This is a genomic window from Ensifer sp. GW823-FHT05D09 (assembly GCF_058795755.1).
Genome location: NZ_JBXAIA010000012.1, coordinates 40,045 through 56,931 on the forward strand (window position 1 = coordinate 40,045; position 16,887 = coordinate 56,931).

Annotated in this window: 13 protein-coding genes; 10 read left to right on the forward strand and 3 right to left on the reverse strand. The window is 62.1% G+C overall.

Features of this window, described 5'->3' with window-relative positions:
• The first annotated feature begins 57 nt into the window (after nt 1-57).
• The 10 genes from AC1Q80_RS26785 (at nt 58) to AC1Q80_RS26830 (ending at nt 13,659) form a co-directional block, all read left to right on the forward strand.
• Complete coding sequence (locus AC1Q80_RS26785; RefSeq protein WP_492362395.1) at nt 58-1,548, forward strand: M81 family metallopeptidase; 1,491 nt, start codon at nt 58-60, stop codon at nt 1,546-1,548.
• 226 nt (nt 1,549-1,774) lie between these two features.
• On the forward strand, nt 1,775-2,407 hold the full coding sequence (locus tag AC1Q80_RS26790) for a helix-turn-helix domain-containing protein (RefSeq protein ID WP_209792732.1): 633 nt from the start codon (nt 1,775-1,777) through the stop codon (nt 2,405-2,407).
• A 91-nt stretch (nt 2,408-2,498) separates the two neighbouring features.
• A complete protein-coding gene (locus AC1Q80_RS26795) occupies nt 2,499-4,070 on the forward strand; it encodes an ABC transporter substrate-binding protein (protein WP_492362396.1) in 1,572 nt (523 codons plus the stop codon).
• Nucleotides 4,071-4,210: 140 nt separating this feature from the next.
• Nucleotides 4,211-5,224, forward strand: coding sequence for an ABC transporter permease (locus tag AC1Q80_RS26800; protein ID WP_173422444.1), 1,014 nt, complete (start codon nt 4,211-4,213; stop codon nt 5,222-5,224).
• 2 nt (nt 5,225-5,226) lie between these two features.
• Nucleotides 5,227-6,135 carry a D,D-dipeptide ABC transporter permease gene (ddpC, locus tag AC1Q80_RS26805; RefSeq protein WP_234903017.1) on the forward strand — a complete coding sequence of 303 codons (909 nt, stop codon included), beginning with the start codon at nt 5,227-5,229 and terminating at the stop codon, nt 6,133-6,135.
• Entirely contained in the window at nt 6,132-7,154 is a 1,023-nt protein-coding gene (locus tag AC1Q80_RS26810; protein ID WP_210264590.1) for an ABC transporter ATP-binding protein, read from the forward strand. Before ddpC ends, AC1Q80_RS26810 begins: the two co-directional genes overlap by 4 nt.
• Entirely contained in the window at nt 7,151-8,143 is a 993-nt protein-coding gene (locus tag AC1Q80_RS26815) for an oligopeptide/dipeptide ABC transporter ATP-binding protein (RefSeq protein WP_173422442.1), read from the forward strand. Before AC1Q80_RS26810 ends, AC1Q80_RS26815 begins: the two co-directional genes overlap by 4 nt.
• 349 nt (nt 8,144-8,492) lie before the next feature.
• Entirely contained in the window at nt 8,493-9,317 is an 825-nt protein-coding gene (locus AC1Q80_RS26820) for a creatininase family protein (protein ID WP_492362397.1), read from the forward strand.
• Nucleotides 9,318-9,376: 59 nt separating this feature from the next.
• Entirely contained in the window at nt 9,377-10,996 is a 1,620-nt protein-coding gene (locus tag AC1Q80_RS26825; protein WP_492362398.1) for an ABC transporter substrate-binding protein, read from the forward strand.
• Between the two features lie 698 nt (nt 10,997-11,694).
• A complete protein-coding gene (locus AC1Q80_RS26830) occupies nt 11,695-13,659 on the forward strand; it encodes an adenylate/guanylate cyclase domain-containing protein (RefSeq protein ID WP_492362399.1) in 1,965 nt (654 codons plus the stop codon).
• Here the strand turns inward: AC1Q80_RS26830 and AC1Q80_RS26835 are convergent.
• From AC1Q80_RS26835 to AC1Q80_RS26845, 3 genes are all read right to left on the reverse strand, one after another.
• Nucleotides 13,614-14,567, reverse strand: a complete 954-nt coding sequence (locus tag AC1Q80_RS26835) for an isoaspartyl peptidase/L-asparaginase family protein (RefSeq protein WP_492362400.1) — start codon at nt 14,565-14,567, stop codon at nt 13,614-13,616. The genes AC1Q80_RS26830 and AC1Q80_RS26835 overlap by 46 nt on opposite strands.
• 68 nt (nt 14,568-14,635) lie before the next feature.
• A complete protein-coding gene (locus tag AC1Q80_RS26840; protein ID WP_492362401.1) occupies nt 14,636-16,216 on the reverse strand; it encodes an ABC transporter substrate-binding protein in 1,581 nt (526 codons plus the stop codon).
• 73 nt (nt 16,217-16,289) lie between these two features.
• Nucleotides 16,290-16,862, reverse strand: coding sequence for a MarR family winged helix-turn-helix transcriptional regulator (locus AC1Q80_RS26845; RefSeq protein ID WP_173422437.1), 573 nt, complete (start codon nt 16,860-16,862; stop codon nt 16,290-16,292).
• Nucleotides 16,863-16,887 lie beyond the last annotated feature (25 nt).

The window sequence follows — 16,887 nt, forward strand, 5'->3', positions numbered from 1 at the left end:
CGACGATAAACATAGTTTTATGATTAGAAAATATCTTTCTTTTTGGCGGAGGCAAAAATGAAACTGTTTATTGCGGGTCTGGACACTGAAACCAATACCTTCTCGCCGATGCAGACGGGGCTTGAGGCTTTCCAGGAAAACCTGATCGCCTATGGCGACGCGACAAGCAGGCCACTCACGTGCTGCTCGTCGCAGATGTTGGTCTGGCGCAATGCGGCCGAAGAAGAAGCCTGGGACGTGGTGGAAAGTCTCTGCGCCGTGGCCGAGCCCGGCGGCAAGACCACGCGGGCGGTCTATGAGAGCTTCCGCGCCACCATCCTCCACGACCTCAAGGCGGCTTTGCCGGTGGACGCCGTCATGCTGGCGCTGCATGGCGCCTGCGTCGCAGACGGTTATGACGATGTCGAGGGCGATCTGATCGAGCATGTGCGCGCAGTGGTCGGGCCGAATGTCCCGGTTGCCGCCGAGCTCGATCTGCATTGCCACATCACCGATCGCATGCTCTCGAGCGCGACCATGATCGCCACCTACAAGGAATATCCGCACACCGACATCGAAGAGGTTGCCAGCCAATTGTTCCGGTTGATGAAGCGAACCCTTGCGGGCGAGGTTCGCCCGGCAATGGCGCTCTATGACTGCCGGATGATCAACACCTTCCACCCGCATCGCGCGCCGTTGCGCGGCATCGTCGATCGCATGAAGGCGCTGGAGGGGCAGGATGGCATTCTCTCGGTCTCCTTCGGTCACGGCTTCCCCTGGGGAGACGTCGAAGATGTCGGCGCCAGGATGCTCGTCGTTACCGACAACGACAAGGCGAAAGCCGCTCGGACCGCCGAGGCCTTCGGCAGGGAGATATTCGCTGCGCGTGAGGATATGCGCGGCACTTATCTCAGCATCGATGCCGCGCTGGACCAGGCCGTCGCTGCAAAGAGCGGACCGGTCGTGCTGGCCGACGTCTCCGACAATGCCGGCGGTGGAGCCCCTGGAGACTCGACCTTCATCCTGCGCCGCATCATAGAGCGCGGCATCGAGGATGTGGCGACCTGCCTCTACTGGGATCCGATTGCGGTGCGCCTGTGCCGCGAGGCGGGAGAGGGGGCGACGCTGGCACTCAGGATCGGCGGCAAGGTCGGGCCGGCCTCGGGCGATCCTCTGGATCTCACCGTGACGATCAGGCGTATTGCCTCCGGCATCACCCAGCGCTTCGGGCCGACGCCGCTTGGCATCGGCGACGCGGTGTGGGTTACGGCAGGCGGCGTCGACATCGTGCTGAACACCGTGCGCACACAGGTCTTCCACCCGGAATGCATGACAGCGCTGGGCCTGGACCCCGCACAGAGGAAGATAGTCGTGGTGAAATCGAGCAACCACTTCCGCGCCGGTTTTGAGCCCATCGCCAGCGAAATCCTCTATGTCGGCGGCCCCGGCGCCCTGCAACCCCACTTTGAGGAGCTGCCCTTCACCAAGCTGAAGCGTCCCTATTGGCCGAAGGTCGCCGACCCGTTCGCGCAGGAGGATGGACACCATGCGACGGCGCTCACTGCATAGATCTGGCCAGCCATCCCTGCCGTCATTGCGGCAGGGATGATCTGCAGGTCGCGCCGATGACGCCGGCATGCAAGGGATGGCATAGCTTTTCGAGCCGATGTTGATTTCGGCCACGTATTATAGGAAATGGTTTTCCTATCATGCCAATCGGATTCTGCCGCGTCGCGGGCTGAGTCGAGACCGGCAGGCGGTCGTGACGGCTGCAGGCAAATTGGAGACGCCTACGATGACCGATGCGAAATCCACCCTCGGCGATATCCTGAAGGAGATTCGCAACCGCAATCGCTGGACGCTGGCAGAAGTGAGTTCCATGACGGGGCTTGCAGTCTCGACCCTCTCCAAGGTCGAAAACAACCAGATGCAGCTGACATACGATCGGTTGATCCAGCTGGCGCAGGGCCTCAAGGTCGATATCGTCGAGCTCTTCGGGACCATGACGGGTGCCGAGGACGCGCCCAGCATGCTGGGGCGCCGCACCTATACCAGATCTGGCGAGGGGCGGGAGATCATCACGCAGAACTACGACTATCTCTATGTCTGTACGGAGATTTCGAAGAAGTCGATGGTTCCGATCGTGGCGATGGCTCGCGCCCGCACCCTCGAGGAATTCGGGCCGCTGATCCGCCACAAGGGCGAGGAGTTCTTCTACGTTGTCGAAGGGGAGCTCGAGCTTCATACCGAGATCTATGCGCCCTTGCGGCTCAAGAAGGGCGATTCCTGCTACTTCGATGCGATGATGGGGCATGCCTATCTCAGTGTGAGCGAAGAGCCGGCGCAGATCCTGTGCGTTTGCTCGACCCCGGAAACCGAGTTGGTTTCCACATTGTCGAACGCCCAGACGATCAAGCTCAAGAGCTGATACAACTAAAAACGAGTACGATAAGAAAAAATATTGCACTTAGGAAAATCGTTTCCTACTCTAGTGCTGCGGTTGGTGCCGGGAGGGCATCGTGCACCGCAGTTCTGGGGAGGACTACGAGATGAACGGTTCCAAGTGGAAATCGATTGGCGTTGCCTTGCTTCTGGCATCAACGCCGCTTTCCGGCGCGATCGCAGCGCAGGACGTGCTGGTGCTGGCGCGAGCGGAAGATCCGCCGACCGCAGATCCAGGCGTTGAAATCAGCAACAGCGGCTACACACTGATTTACGCCGCCTATGAAAGGCTCGTCGCCTACAAGGGCGGCACAACCGAGGTCGCGCCGGAACTGGCCGAAAGCTGGACCGCCGACGACGCCGGCCTGGTTTGGACCTTCAAGCTTGCCAGCGGCCACAAGTTCGATGACGGCGCACCGGTCGATGCGGCCGCCGTCAAATTCAGCTTCGACCGGCTGATGAAGCTGAAAGCGGGTCCCTCCGACGCGTTTCCGGTGCTGAAAGAGGTCGAGGTCGTCGATCCGCAGACGGTGAGATTCCATCTGACGGCGCCATTCGCGCCCTTTATCTCGACACTCGCCGTCTCCGGCGCGGCCATCGTCAATCCGAAGGTGATGGAGCACGAGAAGGACGGCGATATGGCGAAGGCCTGGCTTGCGGAACACTCCGCAGGCAGCGGCCCCTACCGTATCGCCTCCTGGGAACGCAACCAGAGCATCGTGCTCGACCGCAACGAACATTACGCGGGCACAAAGCCGGCGCTGAAGCAGGTCGTCATCCGCATCGTCGGTGACGTCTCGGCCCGTCGTCTGCAACTGACGAGCGGCGATGCCGACATCATCGAACAGATCCCGCTCGATCAGGCGGAGGCGCTGCAGAAGGACGCCTCCGTCGTGGTCGAGAGCAATCCCAGCATGTATGTGAACTACATCTACATGAACAACCGCCAGCCGCCGCTGGATGACGCCAAGGTGCGCCAGGCGATTTCCTATGCGGTCGACTATCAAGGCATCATCGACGGCATCATGCTAGGTCAGGCCAAGCAGATGCGCGGCGCAGTGCCGAGCGGCATGTGGGGCCACGACCCGCAGGGTTTCCAGTACACATACGATGTCGAGAAGGCGAAGGCCCTGCTGGCCGACTCCGGCAAGAGCGACATCCACCTGACCTACACCTTCTCCCAGGCCGATCCTGCGTGGGAGCCGGTCGGACTTGCGCTGCAGGCGTCTCTTGCGGAAATCGGCATAAAGCTCGACCTGCAAGCGGTCGCCGACACGACCAAACGCGAACTGGTGGCCAACGGCAAGTTCGACATGGCGCCTGGCGCCTGGACACCTGATTTTGCCGATCCCTACATGTTCATGAACTATTGGTTCGACGCCGGAAAAATGGGTGGTCCGGGCAACCGTTCCTTCTACGACAACACCAAGGTGACCGAACTCGTGAAAGAGGCGGGATCCATCGTCGACGAGGCGAAGCGCAAGGAACTCTATGTCGAAGCGCAGACGCTTTCGACGCAGGATGCGCCCTATCTCTACATCATGGAAAAGAATGACATCTTCGCCCGCCGCGCGGTCGTGAAAGGCTATGTCTACAATCCCATGCTGATCCAGGTCTACAACTTCGGAACGATGTCGAAAACGGAATGAGAAAGCGGATCAGAGCGATCCCATGGCCTTGACGGGCTTCATTCCACGGAACACCTGCCGCCAGCCTTAACGGCTGTCGCGGCAGGGTTTCATCGTTTCCCAAGCAAGGCAGGGTTCTCCTGCCGGAAGGGCCGACGTTCATGGCAATCACCCGCATCATCATTCCGCGTCTGGTACTTCTGCTTTTCGTGGTGTTAGGCGTCGCCATCATCACGTTTACGATCTCGCATCTCATACCGGGAGATCCGGCGCGCATGATCGCGGGCGACCGGGCGAGCGCCGAAACGCTTGAAAACGTCAGGCGCAACCTGGGTCTGGATCGACCTGTCGTCGAACAGTTCACCATCTATATCGGCAATCTGCTGCAGGGGGATCTCGGGACATCGCTTCGCACCAACCGCCCTGTTGCCGGCGATATCCGCACCTTCCTGCCCGCGACCTTGGAGCTTGGAACCGTGGCGCTCTTTATTGCGATCTGTCTGGGTGTGCCGCTCGGCGTGCTGTCGGCGGTCTACAAGGACGGTCCGATCGACCAGATTGCGCGCACTGTCTCGGTCTGCGGCATCTCGATGCCGGTGTTCTGGTTCGGTCTTATCCTGATCTACTTCTTCTACGCCAAGTTCCAGATCCTGCCCGGCAGCGGCCGTCTGGCCATGGGCATTGTTACGCCAGAGCGCATCACCGGGTTCCTGTTGATTGACTCTCTGCTGCAAGGCCGTTTCGACGCCTTCCGTAGCGCCGTTTACCACATCATCCTGCCGGGCTTCGTGCTGGCCTTCGCCAATATGGGCGTGATCACCCGCCAGATACGCGCCTCGATGCTGGATGTCCTGCAGGAAGATTACATTCGCACCGCGCGCGCCAGTGGCCTGCGCAAAGGCATGATCATCTTCAACTATGCGCTCCGAAACGCGCTGATCCCTTCCATCACCCTGCTGGGGCTGGCGCTAGGCGACCTCCTCTATGGCGCGGTACTGACCGAGACGATCTTCGCCTGGCCCGGCATGGGCACCTACGTCGTCACCTCCATTCAGACGCTCGATTTTCCCGCCATCATGGGTTTCACGATCGTCGCTTCCATCGGGTATGTGCTGATCAACCTTCTGGTCGATCTTGCCTACATGCTCGCCGATCCACAGATCAGGGAGGTCTGATCATGTCCGTCGTCATGCCGACCGAACCTGCCGCGGCGAGCCCTGCGATGCGCAGTAGCAAGTCCATCTCCGAGCGCCTGCGTTACCTTTGGTATCTCAGCCGCAGGAGCCCGCTGACCCTGGTCGGCGCTGCCATCATCCTGCTCGTCCTCATCATGATCATCGCCGCGCCGGTGATCGCACCCTACAACCCGGACAAGGTCGCGCTGACGGCGCGCCTGTTGCCACCGAGTGCTGCCCATTGGTTCGGTACCGACGAGGTCGGCCGCGACCTGTTCTCGCGGGTGATCTACGGGGCAAGGGCGTCCTGCGGCGCCGCCTTCATGATTGTGCTGATTTCGATGTCGATCGGGGTGCTGATCGGTTGCTTTTCCGGCGTGGTCGGCGGGCGGATTGACACCGCCATCATGCGGTTGATGGATGTCGTCCTTGCCTTGCCGGCGCTGGTGCTGGCCATGGCGCTGGCGGCGGCCCTTGGTCCGAGCCTGTTCAACTCGATGCTGGCCGTCGCGATCGTGCGCATTCCAGCTTACGTGCGCCTGGCCCGAGGCCAGACGCTTTCCTTGCGCGAGCAGGTCTTCGTCAAGGCGTCGCGCACCTTTGGCGCCTCACCGTTCTACATTCTGCGCTGGCATATCCTGCCAAACGCCATGTCGCCGATCATCGTTCAGGCGACACTCGATCTGGGCGGGGTCGTGTTGATCGCGGCCGCCCTCAGCTTCATCGGCCTCGGTGCGCAGCCGCCCACCGCGGAATGGGGCGCGCTCGTCAGCAGCGGCCGCAGCTACATGCTCGATCAGTGGTGGTACGCCACTTTCCCCGGTCTCGCCATTCTGATCACCGCCATGGGATGCAATCTCGTCGGCGACGGCATCCGCGATATGCTCGACCCGCGCCTGAGGGGCAGATGATGACAGATACCGTCCAATCTCGCGGCCAGGCGCTGGCCATTCACAATCTGTCGCTGGAGTTTCCAACCTTCAGTGGCGCGATCAAGGCGCTCGACAATGTGTCGATCAACGTCGCAAAGGCAGAGATCGTCGGGATCGTTGGCGAGTCCGGCTGCGGCAAATCGGTGACGACCATGGCGGCCACAGGACTGCTGCCCAAAGGACGCTACAGGATCACCGGCGGCTCCGTCAGGCTCTTTGGCCATAGCACGCTGACCATGGACGACAGCCAGCTGCAGGACGTGCGCGGCAAGATGGTCTCGACCATCTTCCAGGAGCCGATGAACGCGCTCAACCCGACGATCCGCATCGGCAAGCAACTGACCGACGTCATCATGCGTCACGAGGAGGCAAGCTTGCCGGATGCCAGGCGCATTGCGCGGGATATTCTCGCCGACATGCTGATCGGCGACCCCGAGCGCGTCATGAAGCAATACCCTTTCGAACTCTCCGGCGGCATGCGCCAACGGGTGCTGATCGCCATGGCGTTCTCGTGCAATCCCGGCCTCATCATTGCCGACGAGCCGACGACTGCGCTCGATGTCACTGTGCAAGCCGTGATCCTGCGGCTTATCCAGAACCGTGCGCGCCGGACCGGGACGTCGGTGATCTTCATCTCGCATAACGTCGCGGTCGTGTCGCAGCTCTGCGACCGGCTTTACGTGATGTACGCCGGAAGGATCGTCGAGCATGGCGCGACCCGAACCGTTCTCGATGCGCCGCAGCATCCCTATACCCAGGCGCTGCTGCGCTGTCTGCCGGAACGGGTGGCGCCGAAGCAGGAGCTCGAAGCGATCACCGGCGCGGTACCGAACCTGATGCATCCGCCTGCCGGCTGCTATTTTCAGCCGCGATGCAAGGAAGCGATCGACCTCTGTCGATCCCGGTCTCCGCAACTGGCGGGGGCCGATGGTCGAGAGGTCGCGTGCTGGCGGCGAGGTGTCGGGCCGGAAATAGCAGAGCAGGGGAGCCGGCAATGACCGAAGGTATTGACACGATAGCCCCACCGGTTCTGGCGGTTTCCGATCTCACTGTCCGCTTTCCGGCATCCCGAGACTGGCTCGGCCGCGCCACCTCACATGTGCACGCCGTCAACGGAGTCAGCCTTCAGGTTCGCGGCGGCGGAAGCCTCGGCATTGTCGGCGAGTCCGGTTGCGGCAAGAGCACGCTCGCCCAGGCGATCATCGGGCTTGCGCCGTACGAAAAGGGCTCGGTGGCGATCGACGGCCAGGATTTTCAGGCGTCACAGGGAAGGCAGAAGCGCGACCTGCGGCAGAAGATGCAGATCGTTTTCCAGGATCCGCAATCCTCGCTCGATCGGCGGCTGCCGGTCTGGCGGCTGATCAGCGAACCGCTGCACATTCGCGGCGGACACAGCAATGCCGAACTGCATGCCAAAGCGGCGGAACTGGCCGCCGCCGTCGGCTTGAGGCCGGAACATCTGGATCGGCTGCCCCACGAATTTTCGGGCGGCCAGCGCCAGCGCATCGCAATCGCCCGTGCCATGAGCACGGATCCTGATCTCATGGTGTTGGACGAGCCGACGTCGGCGCTCGATGTGTCGGTGCAGGCGCAGATCGTCAACCTGCTCTTGAAGTTGCAGCGGGAGCGGGGTCTGACGTACCTGCTTATTTCCCACGACGTCGCGCTGGTGCGCCATTTCTGCGACGACGTCGCTGTGATGTATCTCGGCCAGATCGTTGAATCAGGTCCGGCCGACGCGGTTCTCGGCAATCCGCGGCACCCTTACACCCGGACGCTTCTGGCCTCGGCTCCGAGTTTCGAAACGCCGCTGCCGACCCTTGCCGAGGTGCGGATCGGGGAGCTTCCAAACAACCGCAAACTGCCGACCGGCTGCTTCTACCGGGAACGATGCGGCAAGGCCGCCAATGGCTGCGAGGCGCCGCAGGATCTGCGGCGCCTCGGGGATGGGGTGCGCCACGCGCGGTGTCATCTGGCCCAGGGCTGAGGCGCGAGCGAGCGCCAGAGCTGCCATTCGCCGTCCGTCCGCATGGGCGGCGGCGGAGCGGTACAATGTCGTTTGCTGCGCCAGGTGGGCATTTTAAGAAATATAATTTTCTTATACGAAAAATAATTTGATTGATATTTCCGACTGTGCAAACTTGGCGCCGTTCGCTCCGCGGCGCTCAGCCGAAACCCGACTCATCGCTTGCCGGAGAAAACAGTGACCTGAACCAGCGCAAATCGGCGCCCTCTGCCGGCTGCCGTTTGCGCATGTTTCGCAATGTTGCCAGACGCAGTCGCGTGCATGGCGGTCCGGGCGCCTGCGATCCGGACATCTGATGAAAGGGCCTGACATGACGAAGGAAGTTGAATGGGCGCGCATGACCGCCCCCAGCCTGCGCGAAATCGCCGGCAAGCCGGGGGCGCTCGCCATCCTGCCGATCGGCTCGCTGGAACAGCACGGCCCGCACCTGCCGGTCATTACCGACACCGCCAGCGCATCGGCTGCGGCCATTCGTGCCGCCCGTCTGGTCGCCGACGACGTCCCGGTCGCCGTTCTGCCTGGCCTCTGGCTCGGCATGAGCGAACACCACCTTCCTTTCGGCGGAACCATAACGCTCGACTACGATACGCTCAGCCGCGTCATCCGCTGCATCGTCCGCTCGCTGAAGACGCTCGGTTTCTCGCGGCTGTTCATCGTCAACGGCCATGGGGGCAACATGGACCCGCTCGCGGTTGCCGTGCGTGAATTGGCGGTCGAGTTTGCCATGCCGATCGTCGCCACGACGCCGTGGATGCTGGCGCCGGAAGAGGCAGGCAAGATCTTCGAGGTCGACACCGGTGCTCATCATGCTTGCGAAGGTGAGGCGTCCGTCATGTTGGCGATCGCCGCCGACGCGGTGAAGACCGAGATGTTCGGCCAGGCCTACGGCAACCAGCAGCACCCTGTCGATGTGCCGGCGGACGTGTCGCGGTTCTATTCCTTCGCCGAGCGCGCGCCGGTGACCGGCACGTGGGGCGATCCGCGCAGCGCAACGGCAGAAAAGGGCGAGCGTTTCCTCGACCTGCAGGCGGGCGAACTCGTGAAACTGATCCGCAACGATGTGCTCTGGACCGCACCCGATCTCGTCTGGGCGCCCGGCCGCGGCCTCGGCACGACTGCGGGCAAAGCTGATTGACCTGCCGGCGAGACATTTGCCGGACATTTCGCATTCCATTCCCGAGGGAGGATACGTCAATGACTCTGAAATTCGCGCGGACGCGCAAGACCGTTGTTTCTCTGTTTGCTGCAACGATGCTTTCGGGCCTCGCCCTGACGCCGGCCATGGCCAAGACACTCGTCTATTGCTCAGAGGGCGCGCCCGAGGGCTTCGATGCAGCGCTCTACTCGGCCAACAGCACGTGGGACGCATCGGCGGAAACGATCTATGATCGCCTCACCGAATTCGAAAGCGGTACGACCAACGTTGTTCCGGGCCTCGCCGAAAGCTGGACGATTTCCGACGATAATCTCGAATACACGCTGAAACTGCGTGGGGGCGTGAAGTTCCAGTCGACGGACACCTTCACGCCGACGCGTGATTTCAACGCCGACGACGTGCTCTTCACCTATCATCGCCAGCTGGACAAGACCGATCCGTGGAACAGCTATTTTCCCGGTGCGAACTGGGAGATGTTCAATGCGATGGACATGCCATCGGTGATCAAGGACATCGTCAAGGTCGATGAAAAGACCGTCAAGTTCGTGCTGAAGCAGCCGGACGCGTCGCTTCCCGCAAAGCTTGCCCTGAACTTCGGCTCGATCATGTCGAAGGAGTATGCCGACAAGCTGGCGGCTGAGGGACGGCGCGAAGACCTCGACCGCAAGCCGGTCGGCACCGGGCCGTTCCGATTTGTCGACTACCAACAGGACGCAGCAATTCGCTTTGCGGCCAATGCGGACTATTGGGACGGCGCGCCGAAGATCGACAACCTCATCTTCGCGATCACCACCGATCCGACGACACGCATGCAGAAGCTCCAGGCGGGCGAATGCCATGTCGCGCCGTACCCGGCGCCGGCCGACATCGCTGGACTGAAAGCAAATGCGGACCTGACCGTTTTGGAACAGCCTGGTCTCAACGTCTCCTATCTCGCGATGAACACCCTGGTCGCGCCGTTCGACAAGCTGGAGGTGCGCCGCGCCATCAACATGGCGATCGACCGCAAGGCCATTGTCGATTCCGTCTATCAGGGCATGGGGCAGATGGCCAAGAGCGTCCTGCCGCCGACGATGTGGGGCTATAACGGTTCGATCGACGGCTACAGCTACGATCCGGAAGCGGCAAAGAAGCTGCTCGACGACGCCGGCGTCAAGGATCTTAAGATGAAGATCTGGGCGATGCCCGTCAGCCGTCCCTATATGCCGAACGCGCGCCGTGCGGCAGAACTGATGCAGGCGGATCTTGCCAAGGTCGGCATCGGCGTCGAGATCGTCTCCTACGAATGGGGCGAATACCTCAAGAAGTCGCGGGACAAGGCGCGCGATGGCGCCATCATCCTGGGCGGCACCAGCGACAACGGCGATCCCGACAATCTGCTCAGCTACTTCTTCAGCTGCTCCGGCGTCGGCGGCAGCAACAATGCCAACTGGTGCTCCAAGCCGCTCGACGAGATCTTGCAGAAGGCGCGCACCAGCGCGGATCAAGGCGAGCGGACGAAACTCTACGAAGAGGCACAGGCCATCATCAGCGACCAGGCGCCCTGGGTCCCGATTGCCCACTCCACCGTTGTGCTGCCGATGTCGAAGAAGGTAACGAACTATGTGATGGAGCCCTTGGGCTCGCACCGCTTCGAGAAGGTCGACATCGAGGAATAAATCCCCGCAAAACGGCCCGTAGCCCCGGCTACGGGCCGAACTTCGAACAAGTCCTCCGCGTGAATCGCATTCATGGCAACTGTGGCGATCGAGATGATGGCCTGGATCGAAACTATCAAAGGCCGATGCGAGACCCGAAAATGTTGCGCATGAATGCTGGCAGTCGGCACGAAGGAGACCACGGTCTACGCTCCCATCTGCCACTCGTTGCTCCGGAAAAGATAACGAAGGCAGCAATCGCGAGCGGAAAACTATTGCAACAGGCGCGCCTTTATCGCCTGCCCAACGAGGGTCAGTTGCAGCAGCGGCTCGCCATGGACGGAGCTCTCTTCGACGAGGTCCAACGTAGGTGAGGGGCGGAGAGCCGGGTTGCGTTTGGTGCGATCCCTAGCGAGATGAAGATAGACTACATCGAGGCATGTTCGCTGGATGCTGATTGGTACCTCTAGGCGCTAGAAACGCACACGGGGATCGGCAGGGTTTAGAAAACCCCACTCCGGACCATCCTGAGATTGGGACACGTGGCTGATGGAGCGTCGCCACATGACCGTCTCAGTGGTAACATGAACCAGCACGGTCGTGGTGTCAGGCCGCCGGATGGTGCATGTCGCGTCAATCGCCTGGGCTTCATGCGGCGGATCTCCTGAGGGGAGACAGCCATGGCAACTGCAAGAGCAGAGCGGCGGCTGGCCGCGATCTTGGCCGCTGACGTCGTCGGCTATTCCCGCCTCGTCGAACATGACGAGCCTGGGACGCTGTCTGCCCTCAAGGTTCTGCGCCGGGAGGTGATCGATCCGCTACTGGCCGACCATCGGGGCCGTATTGTCAAGCTGATGGGCGACGGTGCGCTCGTGGAGTTCGGCTCGGTCGTCGATGCCGTCGCGTGCGCGGTCGCCGTTCAGAAGGGGATTGCCGAAAACCAGGCGGATATCCCGACGGAGCGACGCATCATCTTTCGGATCGGCGTCAATCTCTGTGATGTGATCCATGAGGTTGATGGGGATCTCTACGGCGAAGGCGTCAACATCGCGGCCCGCCTCCAGACCTTGGCGGATCCAGGCGGCATTTGCATTTCCGGCACGGCGTACGATCACCTCCAGGGCAAGCTTGACTGCGACTACGAGTACCTCGGCGAACGCGCGCTCAAGAACATGGAGCGGCCGGTGCGACTGTACCGCCCCCTTCTGGAAAGGACGACCACCCGAACGGCATCGCCCAGGCCCGCACTTCCGGACCGGCCATCCATTGCAGTGCTGCCGTTCAACGCCATGAGCCCCGACCCGGAGCAGGACTTCTTCAGCGATGGGCTCACCGAGGACATCACCACCGCGTTATCCAAGCTCAAGGGCTTCTTCGTGATCGCCCGCAACACAATGTTCACCTACAAGGGAAAGCCCGTGGATGTGCGCGCCATCGGGCGCGAACTCGGGATCCGCTATATTCTCGAGGGGAGTGTCCGCAAGTCCGGCAACCGGATGAGGGTGACCGCGCAGCTCATCGATGCAGCCTCCGAAGTCCAGCTCTGGGCCGAGAGGTACGACGGCGACCTTGGCGACATCTTCGTCATTCAGGACGAAATCACCGCAAGCGTCGTCGGCCGCATCGGGCCGGAACTCCTGGTGGCAGAGCATGCCCGCGAAAGCCCCAAGCCGCATCATGGCCTTGATGCTTGGGAATGTGTCGTACGGGCGATGTTCCTGTGTTCGCAACTGTCTGAGGAGAGCAGCGGCAAGATGCTCCCTTTGCTCGATCGGGCAATCGGACTGGCTCCCGGTTATGCCCAGGCGCTCGCCATGAAAGGTTGGATTACCATGTGGCGCGCGTTCCAGGGGTGGGAGGACATGGGATTCGCCCTGGCCCTAGCCAGGGATTTCGTCCAACAAGCCATTGCCGCGGACGATAAGGAACCATGGGTATACCTTGCACAGGCGATGATAGCCTTTGCGACGCGCGACAATGTCCTGGCGATGGCAGCGATCAGCCAGGCTGTCGCCATCAACCCCAACTCCGCGTTTGCCCATGGCCAGTTGGGACTTGCGCATGCCAACGGGGGCCGCGCGGCGGCCGCCATTCCATGCATCGATTACGCCCTCAGGCTGAGCCCGCGCGAGGCATTTCTCGGCGACTTTCAGTTTTACTATGCCATGGCCTATTTCCAGGGCGGCGATTACGAACTCGGATTGAGCTACGCACGAGAGGCGCATCGCTTGCGGTCCGGCCACGCGGTCCCACTGGTCATCGGCACGGCCTGTGCCGGACTTCTGGGCAATGAGGAGGCTGCCACGGACTTGCTCGGACGGCTCAAGTCGCTCGTCCCCGACATCTCACGGCACGCCGTCGGAGCAACATCTTCTTTCGTGCGCGCCGAGGATCGGGCGCGCCTCATCGAGGGGCTTGCCCGGGCCGGCCTGGATTGGCCCCGGAAACCGATCGCCTGCCGGAGAGGAACGTTGCTTGCCGCACGCCACGACGACCTTCGAGGTCGTGACCTGGTCATCCATCGGCTTCGGCGAATCCGCCCTGGACATTGTCCCGGTCGGCATCGTGGGCGAAGCTATGACGAAGAACAGGCGCATCGGGCGACCATGATTGGCCTCATGCCTCAGCCGACGCGCGGTCAATCGCCGGTCGACACCATCACCTCTGAATGCGAGGCGACGTAGAAGTCGCCTTTTTCGGTGACCCAGCCACGGAACATGCCGTCGGTATTGTAGGGAGCGGCGACGGTGCCGTCAGCGCCGACGGCGACCAGGCCGGCGCCGATATTATGCGGCTTCATGTCCTCGATGATGACTTTTTCCGAGGCTGTCCTCACATCCTCGCCGAGATAGGCCATGCGCGCGGCGACCTCGTGGCCGACGACATGGCGGATGAAGAACTCGCCCTTGCCGGTGCCGGAGACGGCGCAGACGCCATCCCGCGCATAAGTGCCCGCGCCAATGACCGGGCTGTCGCCGATCCGCCCGTCGGGCTTGTTGTTGTAGCCGCCGGTCGAGGTCGCGGCGGCAAGGTGGCCATGCTGGTCAAGTGCAACCGCCCCCACCGTCCCGTGCTTTTCCGCCTCGCTGGCGGCAACCTGGGTGCCGGCGGCAACATGTGCCTTCATCGCCGCCAGCGCCTGTCTGCGGCGCTCGGTGGTGAAATAGGCCTGTTCCACCACGGCCAGTCCCCTGGCCTCGGCAAAACGATCCGCGGCGGGGCCGGCAAGCAGGACCATGTCGCCGTGTTCGAGGACGGCGCGCGCCGCAAGCACCGGATTGCGGATGCGTCGCGACGCGCAGATCGCACCGGCGGTAAGCGTCTTTCCGTCCATGATCGACGCATCCAGCTCATGGACGGCGTTCTCGTTGAGTGCCGCACCATGTCCGGCGTTAAAATGCGGACTGTCCTCCATGACGACGACGGCCGCCTGCACCGCGTCGATGGCATTTCCGCCGCGTTCCAGGACAGCGTACCCGGCCTTCAGCGCGCGCCCGAGGTCGCGGCGGGCCGCAATCCATTCGGCCTCGCTGAGGTCAAGCTTGGCCATCACGCCGCAGCCTCCATGGATGGCAAGGGCGAATTTCGTCATGGGGCTCTCCGATTTCTACGAGAAAGGGCACCGGCCTTTGACCGGTGCCCCAAATGCAAGTTGGCTCGTTACTGCTTGGGATGGACATCCATCGCCAGCGTGTCCTCGTCCGAGCGCGGATCGTAAGTCACCGTGTCAGCCTTGGCGCCCCAGGCGGAGAGGTTCGTGGCCAGCGGCAGGTCCGGCCGGTCGCTCGCCACCAGCAGGTTCGCATCCTCGAGCATGGCACGGCGCTTGCCCTCGTCCATCTCGACTGCAGCGCCCTCGATCAGCTTGTCCATTTGCGGATTGGAGTAACCACGCACGTTGAAGGCGCCGAGCGACTTGGCCGCGTCGTTGGTGTGCATGAGGGATGACAGCATGTAGTTGGCTTCACCCGTGAGCGTGCCCCAGGACGCCATGTAGAGCGAATATTCGCCGCGCGTCTTGGCCGGATTGAACACTGCCGCCGGCACGCCCTGTACATCGACAGTCACATTGATCGCCGCCAGCATCTGGGCGACGGTCGGGCCAAGCTCCGTCGGCATCCGGTCGTTTGCATAGCTGAGCGCAACCTTGAAGCCATCCGGGTATCCGGCCTCGGCCATCAGCTTGCGCGCCTTCTCGACGTCGAAGGCCGGTGCGGCGATCGTCTTGTTGTAGCCGAAGATGTTGGGGCTGACGAGCTGCGTGGAGACGACGCCCATACCCTCGAGCGCAAATTCCACGATGGTTTCACGGTCGAGCGCCAGGTCGAAGGCCTCACGCACCTTCGCATCGAGGAAGGGGTTCTTGTCGAGCTTCTTGCCACCATTGTCCCAAACCTGCGGGGAGTCCTTGCGGAAGTCGAACTCCAGATAGGGGATGTAGATCGATTCCGTCTTGATCACCTGCAGTGCGGAATCGGACTCGATGCTGGCAAGATCGGTCGCCGGCACCTTGGAAATAAGGTCGACCTGGCCGGCCTTCAGCTGGGCGACGCGGGCAGCGTCGTTCGGGATTTCCTTGCGCACCACCTTGTCCCAGGGCTGGGGGCCGTCCCAGTAGCCGTCGAATTTCTCGAGCACCAGGTCCTGCGTCGGCGCCCAGCTGACGAACTTGTAGGGGCCAGTGCCAATCGTGGCCTTGCCGGTGTTGAAGCCTTCGGCTGAACTGTCCTTGGTCGAGTAATCGGCGGCCGCCTTGTGGGAAACGACAAACAGGCGAATGAAGTCGTTGGGCAGCGTGGGCGCCGGGCCGTTGGTCTTCACGCGCACCGTGTAGTCGTCGACGATCTCGACGCTGGCCACGCGCCGCACGTAAATGGTCGAGGGGTTCGGCCCGGTGACGTTGGGGATGCGCTCGATCGAGAACTTGACGTCCTTGGCAGTGAAGTCGGAGCCGTCATGGAACTTCACGCCCTCGCGCAGCTTGAACTCCCAGGTCGTGTCGTCCAGCGCCTGCCAGCTGGTGGCCAGCGACGGCAGGATCTCAAGGTTGTTGCCGGAGCGCAGGAGCGTGTCGAAGATATGCTTCGTCGCCTCGGCATTGGCCGACGTCGCGGTGAAGTGCGGATCCATCGAGGCCGGGCCGTTTTTCGTCGCGATCACCAGGTCGGCCGCAAGTGCTGCGGCGGGTGAGGACAGGATGGTGGCCACCAGGGCCGCGCGGAGTATGGATTTTATTGGCATTGTGTTCCTCTCTCATTGTAATTTGGTTGGTGCGGACGTGTCCGTTCGACCTCGAGCCCGATCTTCTCGCTGATCACAGGTCCCCGTCCGGTTGGTCGCCATCGATCATTTGCGGCCATTGTCCCGATGCGGTGACGAGCTTGGTCAGAATTTCGGAAAGGTTCAGCCGCTCGGCGGGGCTGAGGCACTCCAGCATGCGCCGCTCGTGCTCGATCATCATGCCCTTGGTGGCGTCCACTGCTTCCCGGCCCTTTTCGGTCAGATCGAGCGTGATGCGGCGCTGATCGTCAGGGTCGGTCTGGCGATCGATCATGCCCAATCGTGTCAACTTGTTCGCCGCACGGCTCAGCGTGTTCTTCGGGAAACCGGAAGAGCGCACGACATCGGTCATCGTCGAGCTTCCGCCCAGATGGAGCGACCACAGCACCACGAAGTCGGGCCGAAGCAGGCCCAACTGCTGCTGAATATAGCCGTAGACCGGGTTGTTGAAATGAAGAGCCAGAAAGTTCAGCCGGTACGAGAACCAGCAGGGATTGTCCCAAAGCTTCGCATGCATGAGGGCGTCGATCTTCGTGTCGGGCGTGACCAAGGGTTCCTCCCGGCCGGCCCGTCCCTCAAACAGTGCCTGACGCATCGCCTCGTCCATGCCGCCATCCCATGCAAAATAGATA

Bases quoted from the DNA above. Each gene is read 5' to 3' on its own strand.
- AC1Q80_RS26820 (WP_492362397.1), top strand. From the start codon at position 8,493: ATGACGAAGGAAGTTGAATGGGCGCGCATGACCGCCCCCAGCCTGCGC.
- AC1Q80_RS26815 (WP_173422442.1), top strand. From the start codon at position 7,151: ATGACCGAAGGTATTGACACGATAGCCCCACCGGTTCTGGCGGTTTCC.
- ddpC (WP_234903017.1), top strand. From the start codon at position 5,227: ATGTCCGTCGTCATGCCGACCGAACCTGCCGCGGCGAGCCCTGCGATG.
- AC1Q80_RS26800 (WP_173422444.1), top strand. From the start codon at position 4,211: ATGGCAATCACCCGCATCATCATTCCGCGTCTGGTACTTCTGCTTTTC.
- AC1Q80_RS26790 (WP_209792732.1), top strand. From the start codon at position 1,775: ATGACCGATGCGAAATCCACCCTCGGCGATATCCTGAAGGAGATTCGC.
- AC1Q80_RS26810 (WP_210264590.1), top strand. From the start codon at position 6,132: ATGATGACAGATACCGTCCAATCTCGCGGCCAGGCGCTGGCCATTCAC.
- AC1Q80_RS26785 (WP_492362395.1), top strand. From the start codon at position 58: ATGAAACTGTTTATTGCGGGTCTGGACACTGAAACCAATACCTTCTCG.
- AC1Q80_RS26840 (WP_492362401.1), bottom strand. From the start codon at position 16,216: ATGCCAATAAAATCCATACTCCGCGCGGCCCTGGTGGCCACCATCCTG.
- AC1Q80_RS26825 (WP_492362398.1), top strand. From the start codon at position 9,377: ATGACTCTGAAATTCGCGCGGACGCGCAAGACCGTTGTTTCTCTGTTT.
- AC1Q80_RS26835 (WP_492362400.1), bottom strand. From the start codon at position 14,567: ATGACGAAATTCGCCCTTGCCATCCATGGAGGCTGCGGCGTGATGGCC.
- AC1Q80_RS26845 (WP_173422437.1), bottom strand. From the start codon at position 16,862: ATGGACGAGGCGATGCGTCAGGCACTGTTTGAGGGACGGGCCGGCCGG.